11 protein-coding genes are annotated in these 12,235 nt (G+C 33.9%); 3 read left to right on the top strand and 8 right to left on the bottom strand.

Annotation, left to right across the window (positions count from 1 at the left end; translation table 11 throughout):
- Positions 1–87: 87 nt before the first annotated feature.
- On the top strand, positions 88–441 hold the full coding sequence (gene rplT / locus DMB91_RS02630; protein ID WP_034905868.1) for a 50S ribosomal protein L20: 354 nt from the start codon (positions 88–90) through the stop codon (positions 439–441).
- 231 nt (positions 442–672) lie between these two features.
- On the opposite strand, the gene DMB91_RS02625 is transcribed toward rplT, so the two are convergent.
- Both DMB91_RS02625 and DMB91_RS02620 read right to left on the bottom strand, forming a co-directional pair.
- Entirely contained in the window at positions 673–1,440 is a 768-nt protein-coding gene (locus DMB91_RS02625; RefSeq protein ID WP_185900254.1) for a restriction endonuclease subunit S, read from the bottom strand.
- Positions 1,441–1,460: 20 nt separating this feature from the next.
- Positions 1,461–5,729, bottom strand: coding sequence for a restriction endonuclease subunit S (locus DMB91_RS02620; RefSeq protein WP_185900253.1), 4,269 nt, complete (start codon positions 5,727–5,729; stop codon positions 1,461–1,463).
- A 220-nt stretch (positions 5,730–5,949) separates the two neighbouring features.
- Between DMB91_RS02620 and DMB91_RS02615 the strand changes: the two genes are divergently transcribed.
- Entirely contained in the window at positions 5,950–6,705 is a 756-nt protein-coding gene (locus tag DMB91_RS02615; protein WP_034905766.1) for an SDR family NAD(P)-dependent oxidoreductase, read from the top strand.
- Here DMB91_RS02615 and DMB91_RS02610 read toward each other — a convergent pair.
- Positions 6,702–7,931: an HD domain-containing protein gene (locus DMB91_RS02610; protein WP_143116794.1), complete on the bottom strand. Its 1,230-nt coding sequence runs from the start codon at positions 7,929–7,931 to the stop codon at positions 6,702–6,704. The genes DMB91_RS02615 and DMB91_RS02610 overlap by 4 nt on opposite strands.
- A gap of 43 nt (positions 7,932–7,974) precedes the next feature.
- On the bottom strand, positions 7,975–8,181 hold the full coding sequence (locus tag DMB91_RS02605; RefSeq protein WP_034905765.1) for a molybdopterin-binding protein: 207 nt from the start codon (positions 8,179–8,181) through the stop codon (positions 7,975–7,977).
- A 76-nt stretch (positions 8,182–8,257) separates the two neighbouring features.
- Here DMB91_RS02605 and DMB91_RS02600 point away from each other — a divergent pair, with 76 nt between their 5' ends.
- Positions 8,258–8,956 (top strand): class I SAM-dependent methyltransferase, encoded by a 699-nt coding sequence (locus tag DMB91_RS02600; protein WP_034905764.1) that lies wholly within the window; start codon positions 8,258–8,260, stop codon positions 8,954–8,956.
- Here DMB91_RS02600 and pyrC read toward each other — a convergent pair.
- The 4 genes from pyrC to DMB91_RS02580 are packed head-to-tail and all read right to left on the bottom strand — an operon-like array spanning position 8,945 to position 12,143.
- Positions 8,945–9,964 (bottom strand): dihydroorotase, encoded by a 1,020-nt coding sequence (pyrC, locus tag DMB91_RS02595; protein WP_034905763.1) that lies wholly within the window; start codon positions 9,962–9,964, stop codon positions 8,945–8,947. The two genes, DMB91_RS02600 and pyrC, sit on opposite strands and share 12 nt — an antisense overlap.
- Positions 9,961–10,191, bottom strand: a complete 231-nt coding sequence (locus tag DMB91_RS02590; RefSeq protein WP_409513460.1) for an ArsR family transcriptional regulator — start codon at positions 10,189–10,191, stop codon at positions 9,961–9,963. The genes pyrC and DMB91_RS02590 overlap by 4 nt, the downstream gene beginning before the upstream one ends.
- 48 nt (positions 10,192–10,239) lie before the next feature.
- Complete coding sequence (locus DMB91_RS02585) at positions 10,240–10,596, bottom strand: diacylglycerol kinase (RefSeq protein ID WP_034905761.1); 357 nt, start codon at positions 10,594–10,596, stop codon at positions 10,240–10,242.
- Entirely contained in the window at positions 10,593–12,143 is a 1,551-nt protein-coding gene (locus DMB91_RS02580; protein WP_034905760.1) for a phosphoethanolamine transferase, read from the bottom strand. Before DMB91_RS02580 ends, DMB91_RS02585 begins: the two co-directional genes overlap by 4 nt.
- Between the last annotated feature and the right edge of the window lie 92 nt (positions 12,144–12,235).

Genomic DNA, 12,235 nt, shown 5'->3' with positions numbered 1-12,235 from the left:
GACAAAAGTCATTCAAACTCTCCTTGTTTTTATGAGACAAGGACAAGTTCTTATCAAAAAGACGCCACTTTATGAAAGGAAATAAAAATGGCAAGAGTAAAAACAGGTGTCGTAAGACGCAAAAAACATAAAAAAATCCTCAAACTTGCAAGAGGCTTTTACAGCGGACGTCACAAACATTTTAGAAAAGCAAAAGAACAACTTGAAAGAAGTTTAGTCTATGCTTACAGAGACAGACGTCGCAAAAAGCGTGAATTTAGAAAACTTTGGATTATCCGCATCAATGCAGCATGCAGACTAAATGGACTAAGTTATTCTCGTTTTATGAATGGGCTTAAAAAAGCTGGCATTGAGCTTGATAGAAAAATCCTTGCTGATCTTGCGATGAATGATAGTGCAGGCTTTACAAAAATCGCTGAAGAAGTCAAAAAAGCTTTATAAAACTACAAATCAAGCTTTGTTATAAAGCTTGATTTTTCTTTTTTTGTTTTGCAAAGAGACTATGAGTTTAAGCAAAACCATAAAATCATTTTCTTGTTAAGCCTTGATTTATTTTATGGCTTAAGTGAAATCTTTGTAAGAAGTTTTAGAAATTTTAAGGGATTTAAAAAAAATAGATAATTTAGGAGTTTTTATTTTATGTTTATGAGATTCTAAGCCATTCTTTGAATCTTAAGATTCTAAAGCCTCTTTTAGAATCTCTTGCTTTTTTGATTCTAAATTATATGTTAAATGCTCTAAATTGGTAATTTTTGATTCTATGCCCTCAATCACAGAGACGATTTTTTGTTGTGCTTCTAGGGGTGGGAGGGGGATTAAAATTTGCTTAAGTGATTCTTGATTAATACCACCTTGTGCTGAACCAGTTACTTTTGATTGTAGGCTTTTTTGTCCATCGCTTGAATGTAGGTAATAAAATATATATTTTTGTTCTATGGTATTTTCACATCGCAATAAAAAAATATGCTCATTTATCATAGCTTTTTGATTAGTAAGTTCTTTTCTAACTAAAGCAATTTTTCCTGATAATGCCCCATCTTTACAGATTAAAATATCATTTTCTTTTATAATGGCTTTATTTTGCAAGGCATAATTTTTATAAAACTCTAAAGGCACATATTTAAGAGATTCGAGCTTGATAAACCCGTTTTTGTTATCAATATGCTCTCCACCTAAGCTCAAAGCTCCTTGAGTGTAATTATCAACTCCCCCTTTCGGTCTTTTTCCGCTCTCTAAATTTGATAATATTTCTCCGAGTTTTTTAAGTTCCCAGCCGTTTGGTGGTGGGGTAGGGAGGGATTCTAAAATAATCTTGTCAAGTTTGGGGGAAGTTGAGTTGTTCTTAGCTTGTGAAACAAGCGAAGAATCTCTATGGCAAATATCTGCCTTTTTTAGTGCAATTTGCAAGCCATTTTGCCAAAAGGCTTTTTGAGTAATCAATGCAGCAATCTGCTTTAAGATTAGTTTAAGCTTCGCCTTGTCTCTCTCTCTCTCTCTCTCTCTCTCTTGTCGTTGTTTAAGGTTCTATGTAGAATCTCGGCTTTTTCTTTTTCTAAACTTTCAAGGCTAGAATCAATGCTTGAAATCTTAGCTTCTATCTCCTCAATCACAGAGACGATTTTTTGCTGTGCTTCTAGGGGTGGGAGGGGGATTTGTAGGCTTGAAAATTCTGGAACGGTAAGCTGCGGTATATTAACGCCACTATTTTCAATTGTTGTATTATTGATTAAAGATTCTAGGAATTTTAAATTTACCAACTCTTTTTTTGGTATCAAAACAATTAATCGCACGATTGGATAAAATGGCTCGAATCTTGCAACCGCATACCCTATTGTTCCTCTGGCTGAAACAGTTAAGGCATTTTTTAAAATTGTAGCTTGATTAGTCCATCCGTATAGCCCTTCATTTTGCACCGCATTAGCATAAATTGGAATTTTACATTCTTGAGTTTTGGTTTCAGAAAATATTTTGGGCTTGTCTCCGCCTGCTGTTAATTTTTCTGCAATTTGTGAAATCCTTACTTTTTCCCAGCCGTTTGGTGGTAGGGTAGGGAGGGATTCTAAAAGTTTATTCAGTTCTTTTGTGTCTGCGGTATTGTGGTATCGAGATTCTTCGGTTATCGCTTCAGTTTGACAACTAGCAATCAAATCCCAATCAAGCCTTGATTCTAGCTCGTGGATATGGGCTAGAATATCGGCGATAAATTTGTCAATAGAATCTAAGCTGCTAAGCCCCCCCCCCCGTCTGCTAGTGCTTGAGTCGCCTAAAATATCCTTTAACGCATTAGAATCACAAATTCCGCATTTGACTAAAACCGCCTTAATCAATCTTTGATATTCCTCAATGCTCATTCGTATGGTGTTGTATTGTTCCTCTACCTTTTCGCATTCGCGGACAATTTGTTTTTGAATCTCTAGGGGTGGGAGGGGGATTTTAATGTTAGCCATTACATTATTCATTAGCTTAGGATTTGCTACCCTAACAACATAATTAGGTGTTGCTAAATTTAATACTTGCACCATAAATTTATAAAGTATGGTATTGGTATCTTTAATCTTTAAAGTGCCGCATACATTTGTGCAGTTAAATTTTCCATTTCTGTAAAAACAAGTTCCAGCATAGATTCCGTCTGTCGTCCAAGTAATATATTCCCCTTCAAAGTCATAAGTATTAATATATCCCATTACTCCTTCATCTTTGGTTTGTGAAGAATATACAGGATATTCCCCCTTATTATCATCTATATATTTATGGCTTATAACCCTGCCACGACCAATTTCACAAATTGAATTAATATTTACCAACTCATACTTACAATTCACAAAGGGATTTGAGATATTTCTAGCTTCGTCATCAATGCTAGGATTAAGGCTTATTGCTTTGCTAAATTCCACACTAGAAAAATTTATCATATTTTTGAGTGCGACAAGAGCGATAGTATAAGAATCTGGCTCTTTGGGGCTTAAGAGTTTTATAATCTCATTCATATTTTCTTTATTTTCTATAAAGGCTTTGATAGCGTAATTGAGCTTTGTAGGGTCGTTTTTGTCGTTGGGGTTATAAAGGGGCGTGTCTATGAATTTGATAGAATTGATGTTTCTTAGGGCTTCTTTTTCTTTTTTCTCCTCATCACTATCGCCTTTTTCCTCTTGTAAATCTTGCAAATCTTTCGTGTCTTTTGTCGTTTGGTATTTTATGCCCTCATCGCCCTTGCGATTGCTCCAATCATAGCCTAAGAATTTGACAATATTTGCCTTGTTGTCTTGTGGGGATTTGATTAAAATCAGATTATTATCTTGAATGAGGCTAAAATAGTTCATTTTTTCATTTTCTAAAGCTTTAATCTTTTCTAAGAATTTTTTATACCATAAGCTCAATTCTAGCTCTGTGTATTCTTGGCTTGCTAGAAATTCTTTTAGGGCTTGTTTTTGTTCTTTGGTGTTTTTATTTTTGTCAAAAAAGCTTGATTGTTCAAAAAGCCTTTCTTGTTCGTATGATTTAAGCTTTTCTTTTTTAAATACTTTGGGCTTGGTGGAATTGAAATCATCAAAATAGCTTTTAAAGCTCTCGCTTTTTTTGAGATTCTCGCTTAAAATATCTTCGCCCATAAAGGCTTTAAACTCTGTGTAATCATACGCCATAAATTCGCAATATTTTTGTAAAAAATCGCTTTGTTCAAATTCATCTTTTAAATTTTGGTCATTATAATTTTGCTCTCTTAAAAAGTTTGCAATATCGCTTAATTTTTTTATCTTTTTGGCAAAAATGATAATCGTTTGTGTGCCTGTGCTTCCAAAGGTGCGTTGGTTTAGCTCTACTATGGCAAGGATTTGAAAATGCTTTAATAAAATTTCTCTTGTTTTTTCGTAGATTCCGCCTTTTTGCAAGATAGAAGTAGGCAGAACAAGGCTTAAAATGCCCTCATCTTTTAAAAATTGCTTTGCCCTTTCGATAAAAAAGCATTCTATGGCGTTATTTCTCTCATAACTTTTAGAATCTATGTATTGACTAAGGCTAAATTTGTTTAAAACACTTTCGTCTAAATTGCTTAAAAAGCCTTTGACAGAATAGGGAGGATTGGAAATGATTAAGTCAAAACTTTCGCTGCTAAAATCATTTTCATAAATGCTTTTGATAGTATCTAGGGCGTCTTGAAAGATGATTTTCGTTTGATTTTTGAAATTATGAAAAATACACGCTGTTGTGGCGACTTTTGAGAGGTCTTTATTTTTTTCTATGCCATAGAGCTTTGCTTCTTTGTTATGTGCTAGAAACTCTGTGAGGAAATGCCCCGCTCCACAGGCAAAATCTAGCACTTTAGAATCTTTTGCTAAACGTGGCAAGGAATAAATAATAAAGTTTGTAATGGGCGTTGGGGTGAAAAATCGCCCCTCTGTTTGATGCACAGAGCGATTTAAAAAGCCCTCAAATAAGTCGCCTAAGAATTGGTTGTTTTCGCTTTTGGAGATATTAAAATCTTGGATGAGATTGACAATTTGCACTAAGATTTTAAAATTAATATAAAATTCTTCTTCATTTTCTACTTCAAGGAAATTAAATTTTTTGATATTAAAGAATTTTTGCATCGTAAAGACTTTTTCTATTTCTTTTTTTAAAGCGCCTTTATATCTTTTGGTGTCATTAAAGATTTCTTCAATGCGGTCTTTTTTGATATTTACGACTTGTTTTTTGAAAAGTTTTTCTATGCCTTTTTCATAGAGATTTAAAAGCCTATCGCAATAATCAAGTGGGCTATCATACATTATGCCTTTGTAATAAAATTGCAAATTGTTTTCGTGATCGAGTTCATCAATGATTTTGCATAAAAATAAATCCACTAAAATATAAAAGGTGTTTTCATAATTTCCTATGGCGTTATTGCGTAAAATAGTCGCAAAATCGTGATAAATGCTTGCGATTTGATTATAAGGCACGACGGATAAATCCTCTATGCTGTATTTTTCTTTGCCTATATTATAGCTTTGGACATTATCCTCTAATAAGCCCTTAGTGGTGAAGCTTAATGAATAGCTTTTATTCCAGACATTATAATAATCTTTTGCATTGACATTTTTGGGGTTATCAAATCCTAGCTTTTTTTCATCCTCTTTAAGATTGGCATTGATTAGCTCTAAATGCTCTTGATTGTCTTGCATAACGATAATATGACTTTTGTAAGTGATTTTGTTTATCTCGTCAAAATCATAAGCTAAAAGGCATAAAAAAGGCGTTTTATTCACGGCGTAATAGCTAAAAAGCTGCCCGCCATTTTTTAAAGTAAGATTCCATTCTTTATTAAATTCATTGCCTGCGGTTTTGTTTTCTATCAAAATGAGGTTTTCAAAGTTTTGATTTAAAACCAAAATATCGCCATAGACTTGCTGATTGTGCCCGACTTTGAAAGTTGGCTCTAGGATAATGTGCTTTGGTGCATAGCCTTTGCTTAAAAGCTTATCAACACATAAAAGACAAACAAAGTTTTCATTGCTTGAAAAGTTTGTCGTGGTGTTTCTGTGGATAATAAAGCCATTGCTTTGCCTCTCTTGGCTTGGATACTCACCCTCTTTAAAGCTAGTATCTCTAGGATTATAAAGAATTTCATCTTTAGCAAGATCCACTTTTATAAAGATATTTTCATTATTTTGATAAGTTTTTTTAAAGGTCGTTGTGCCATTGGAGTGGAATCCTAAGTAGTGTAGAGCTTCTTTAAAATTCTCTTTTGTTATCATTTTACTTACACTTTAATTTTGTTCGCGAAAATCTTGCTTGGCTTGAAAATCGCTTGAATCTCGTCGTTTATATTTAAAGTCAAAACATTAAGAGCTAAAGAGTTAAAAATCCTTTTCATTTTTTTCCTTTAAAAATTAAAATGAGATGAGATTATAACATAAAGCTTAAAACAAATTCAAGCTTTTTTAAGTTAAGATACGATTTAAAAAGGAAATCACCATGCAAACTTACACAAATGCCGCAATCACTGGAGCAAGCTCTGGTATAGGTATAGAACTTGCCCTACTTTTAGCACAAGAAAAAACCACGCTTTTTTTAAACGCAAGAGATGAAACAAGGCTTAAAAAGGTGCAAGCTAAGGCGCAAGAATTTGGTAGCAAAGCCTTTGTTTATGCCTTTGATGTGTGCGATGAAAAAGCGTGTAAAGCATGGTGTGAGGAGCTTTTTAAAGAACCTTTGGACTTGCTTATCTTAAATGCTGGCATAAGTAGCGGTGATGATGAGAGCGAGCAAAAACAAATTCAAATTGCTAAAACCAATGTTCTAGGCATTACAAATCTCATCTTTTATACTATAAATGCTATGCAAAAGCAAGAATTTAAGGGCAAATTCAAAGGACAAATCGTATTAGTTTCTTCCATAGCTTCGCTTTTAGCCCTGCCAAATGCTCCTACTTATAGTGCGTCAAAGCATTTTGTTACAGCACTTTGCGAGGCTTTAAGTTTAGCTCACCCTGAAATTTGCTTTACTTGCATTTGTCCTGGTTTTATTAAGACTAATTTAACCAAGCATTTAAAGTTAAAGATGATGGAAGCAAATGCTGCCTCTTTTCAAATTCTAAACGCCATAAAAGCCAAAAAGAAAAAATTTATTTTTCCTTTTCATATCGCTTTAATTGCAAAGCTTTACGCATTTTTACCCTTTTTTATCAAACGTTATTTTGTGCGTTTTTTACAAAAAAGAGCCAAGCTTTAAGGACGAGTAAGCTTAAAATCCTCAATCAAAGTTTCACAAATTTTGAAAAAATTCACGCCATTAATAGAGCTATAATCCTTAAAGAAATCATACATATCCCAAAAACCACTCTCAAGCTCTTTTGACTTTACTCCATAACTGATAGAAAGTCCAGCTTCAATAAAAGCAGCTAGTTTATCACAATATTTTAAAGCCTTGCCATCAATGGCTTTGTATTCATTGCTATTAAGCGAATCTAAGCTACCACTGCATACGCCAACTTGATTGTTTTTAAAACTCCTATTTTCAAATTCATTCTTGATAAATACGCCATTTTCATCTTTGCGAATGCCTAAAATATAAGCAAATTCAGCCCTAAACTCAATTGGTACAAAAGGCAAAATCCGCTCATCAATAAGTTTCATCTCGTATTCACCTATGAGAGTGTGAAGTCCTTCTATGCCGTATTTTACAGGGCTTATAATATCTCTTGTCAAGCTTTCTGGCAAATCATGAAACAAAGCACAATAAAAATTATACTCAAGCCTTGTATCACAAGCCTTGATCTCAAGCGAGTAAAAATAGCTTAAAATCGCCACCACAAGCATATGCCCAAGCACTGCAGTTTCAGGTATGCGAGGCGTTTGTGCCCAACGCTTTTGAAAGCGAAGCCTGCCGCTTAGATCAATGATTTTAGCGATTTTTTGATTTAAGGCAATTTTCCTTGCACCTATGAGTTCGTAATAATCCTCAAGCTCTTCCTCAACTTTACTTTTAATCTCTTCTATATCACTTAAAAATTGACTTGTTTGATAGATGATATTAAATTCCCACTTTGTGGCAAAATAAGAAGCCGCCCTTAAGATAAGCTTTTCTTTTTCATATTCATCTGAGCGCAAATAATGCTCAAAACGCTTTAAAAACTTACCCTCCTCAAGCCCTTCTATCATAGGTTCAAGCTTGCTTAAAACCCAAGCATTAACCTCATCTTTTTTTTGTTTGACGATCTCACGATACACATCAGGACGTATATCAGTAACAACTACACGGCTTAAAAACTCGAAAATTCCAGCCTCTATAATGCGTCTCATATCGACATTTTTTTCCATTTTGGCGATAAAATACGCAATGATAAATTTATGAGCTTGCTTGTCAAGTTCAACTAAATTCGCCATTCTAGGATAATCATTCCAACGACTGATTGAAGCGGCTTTGAAAATATGTTCTATAAGTTTAATACCTATCATTTTTTTCACTTTGTCTTTTTTTATTTTATCTTAAAAAGTAAATTTATACACTTACCATAACAGAAGTCGCTTTTATAATCGCTGTAGCTTCTTTGCCAACGGCTAAGTCAAGTTCTTTAACAGAGTCTAAAGAGATCATTGCGCTGATGATATTGCCACCACCAATGTCAATTTTTACAATGGCATTAACTGAACCTTTTTCAATCTCTGTGATTTTACCTTTGAGTTGATTTCTTGCGCTGATTTTCATTGTTTTTCCTTTAAAATATAATTTAAAAATTTATTGTATCATTTTTTAAACGAAAATGAAATTTTTTAGGAAAAATATGAATTTATGGGATATAAAAGCTAAACACTATGCTCGCTACACACCAAAACTAAATCATTTACAAAAGAAAAGCTTTGAAGTTTTAAGCAAACTTAACATAGACTTAAAGAATAAGCATATTATCGATGTAGGTTGTGGCACTGGTGTTTGGAGCTTACATTTAGCTAACAAAGCAAAACACCTTGATGCGCTTGATAGCTCGAAAAATATGCTTGAAATTTTACAATGTGACGCGTTAAAGCTTAAATTTAACAATATCACATACATTCACTCAAGTTTTAAAGACTTTGTGCCTAAGCAACATTATGATCTTGCTTTTCTTTCTATGTCAAGTGCCCTTGAAGATGAAGCTTTGATGCAAAAATTTCTCAAACTTGCTCCTAAAAGAGTGTATCTTAACTTCGTAGGAAGTAGAAAAAGTGATTTTTTAACATTTGTTTTTAAAGCCTTTAAACACGACAATAAAAAGCCAAGAAAAAAGGACTTAGAAAGCTTTTTAAAGCAATGTCAAATTCCTTTTTATAAGCAAATTTTTAGCGAAACAAGAAGAGTGAAAAGAAGTCTTCAAGAAGCCTTAGAAAATGCAAGCTGGCATTTAAAGATGAGCGGTATTGGTCCGGTGGGGCTTGAAAAGCTTATAAGCACACAAAATATCAATGAAACCATACGCTCAAAATTCAAACTTTTAATCTTCTAGCTTGGCTTGATACTGCAAGATTTGTCCTGCCATAAAAGGCACTATTTTAAGACTTTTGTCCTTACTTTCATATACACTTGGCACTTGCCATTGCTTTTGTTCTAGTGTAATGATCTTATCTTTTGAAAAGCTTAATTTATAAGCTTTGCAGGCATTATTTGAGATGAATTTTTGTAAATTATTTAAATTTGAATGTTTTGTGAAGAGTTCTGCTAAAACACTTATAATCACGGGAGCTGAGAAAACCCCAGCCGCACAGCCACAGCATTCTTTTTCATGTTGTGGATGAGGTGCTGAATCGCTTCCAAACATTACCTTTTCAAAACCAGAAAAAGCAAGCTTACATAAAGCTTCTTTATCTTCTTCTCTTTTTGCTATGGGCTTGCAGAAAAGATGAGGTTGCATTTTGCCCCCTATAACATCATCAAGCGTAAGTAAAAGGTGGTGCAAGGTAATAGTAGCGTGCAGATTATCAAAGCTTTGAACAAGCTCGCAAAGCACTTTTGTTGTGATGTGTTCCATGACAATTTTAAGCTTTGGAAAATGAAGGGCGAGTTTTTCATAAATAGGAGCAAAGCTAGCTTCTCTATCCATCACAAAATCATTTGTCTCACCATGCACAAGCAAAGGAATTTCAAGCTCACTCATCGCCTCAAGCGTAGGTTTAAGCTCATCTATATCAAACGCACTCACCCCACCGACTGAATTTGTCGTAATACCGGCTGGATATAGCTTGATAGCAAAAATTTCATTTCTTAGGCTTTGTAAAAATGCTTTATCATACGCTTTATAAAAAAGTGTCATTAAAGGCGTAAAGTCTTCTTGCTTGCAAGCATTTAAAACCCTTTGTTTATAAGCTTTTAAAGCGTTTAACTCAATCAGCGGTGGCACTAAATTTGGCATAATAACTCCAGCCTTAAATTCCTTTGCAGAAAATGGTGCAACAAACTCAAGCATAGCTTCATCTCTAAAATGCAAGTGCATATCAAGGGGATTTGTAAGTTTCATAATCTATCCAATCTAAGCTGATAAAAGCCATTTTTAAGACGTTTGAAAAGCTTTTTTTCTTCTAAAAAGCCAAAAGTGCCGATGATAGTGGGTTTTGAGATGTTAAGCTCTTTTGAAAGCTCGTCTATTTTACAAAAAACAAAGCCGTTTTCATCGGCTCTTTGGCACAAAATTTTTATGATTTCAAAACGTTTGCGTCCAAGCAACACAGCACATAAATTTTGCATTCTTCCATTCATAAGTAAGATTGTAGCATAACTTGCTTAAATTTAGAGCTAAAAAAACAAAGCAAAAAGCACAAAAGCCCAAACACCTACAGCAAGGCACACGCTTAAAAAAACAGCTGCTGAGGCACAATCTTTGGCGATTTTTGCTTTTTCATGCCATTCTTGTGTAAAAAGATCAACACAAGCTTCTATGCTTGAATTTACGCATTCTGCGATGAGTATGAAAAATAAAACAGCGATTAAAAAAAGATGAATTTCAAGGCTTACAGGCAAAAAAAAGCTGATGATAAGGGCTGGGATAATGATAACAAGTTCGATTTGAAAGGCTCTTTCATTTTTTATCATCGCCAAAAGTCCAGTTAGAGCGTAGCTTGTGTTTGAAAAAAGGCTGTATTTTGGTTTCATAACCCCTCCTTAACTTGCGGGCTTAGTATATCATAATTTGGATTATAAAACTTGCTTTGCACTTTAAAATACCCAAGCAAAGTGCTAAAAATATAATCATGCGAAAGTGTGTAATTGCTATGTGTCTTTGCTGTTTGCATAAGCGTTGTATCATTTGAGTAAAAGATAAGCGGAACTTCTGTTTGCTCAAGTGGCGCAAAAGCATATGGCATGGCATGCAGATAAATTCCATTCTCACCTAAGCTTTCGCCATGATCTGAAACATAGATCAACGAGCTTTCTTGTTCTTCATTTTGAAGCAAAGTAATGATTTTAGAAAGCAAAAAGTCTGTGTAAAGCAAGGTATTATCATAAGTGTTGATGATAGCTTCGCTGTTGCACTTTTGAAGTTCGTTTGTATCGCAAGTTGGCTCAAAGCGTCTAAACTCGCTTGGATAACGTTTATAATAAGTTGGTCCATGTGAGCCTTGTAAATGAAGTATGATAATCTCATGTTCATCTTCACTTAAAAGTTCTTTTTTAAAATCTTCAAGTAAAGCTCCATCAAATTCAGCGTCAAAATATTTTGAATGGGCTATTCTTTTACAAATTCCTTGACAACCTCCTGAATTATTGCCCAAAATGCTTACTTTTACCCCTACTTTTTGCAAAATATCAAGAGCATTTTCTTGAAATTCAGAACTTGAATACTCCTTTCGCGTTGAAGCTGAAAACATACAAGGCACACTTACAGCCGTAGAAGTCCCACAAGAACTCACTTTAGTAAAATACACTACATTTAATTTTGAAGTATAAGCGGTGGTATCGTTGATATGATTTTTGTTCCCAAAGCGAAAATTTGCTGCTCTTGCTGTTTCGCCGATGACAAAAACAAGTAGTTTTCTCTTTGTATTTTCACTAAGTTTGGCATCTTTGGATATGATATTAAGTTCAGGCTTTTTCACGACCTTTTGTTTGACATATCGCACGAAAGAATAAATTTGAAAAACAGGAGCATTATACACTCTTGCTTGATTATAATTGCGGAAAAACGGGATCAAGGTTTTACTTTGCGGTAAAAAACAGCCAAGCACGACAAGCAAAGCGATAAAAATACTGGCGAATTTAATAACTGTATGTCTAAACCCCTTCCCCCAGCGAATTTTACACTTTAAGATCAAAAAACTCGGCACAAGCCCTAAAAATATGATCCAAAACAAAAAAGTAAAATTAAAAAGCTCTTTAAGCTCTCTTTGATCGGTATTAAGAGCATTTTGTATCATATCTTTATCAATAATAACCCCATAAAAGTGCATAAAATAAGCACTCACGCAAGTTACTAACACAAAAATAATCGCAAAAAACTGCGTTAAAAAAGGCAAAAATAATAAACCAAAAATCATCACCAAAAGCGAAAAATAAATCAGCATAAAAGAAACTTTAAGCCACAAATTCGCATCTTCATTTAAATTTGAATAAATAAAACCAAAAAGATGAAAATTCATCAAAGTAATGAAAAGAGCATTTAGCAAAACAAAGTTTAGCCAAGAAATTTCAAAACGTTTCATCAAAACTCCCTTTAAAAAATAAAAGGGTGTATTATAAGATAAAAGTGTGAAATCAACGTTAATCAAAAAGCAAGTTTTTAAACACTAAAATC

It is taken from the genome of Campylobacter sp. MIT 97-5078, from assembly GCF_006864455.1.
Lineage (GTDB): Bacteria > Campylobacterota > Campylobacteria > Campylobacterales > Campylobacteraceae > Campylobacter_D.
Note: the sequence above shows the minus strand (reverse complement) of the source record. Positions and strands in the feature narration are given on the sequence as shown.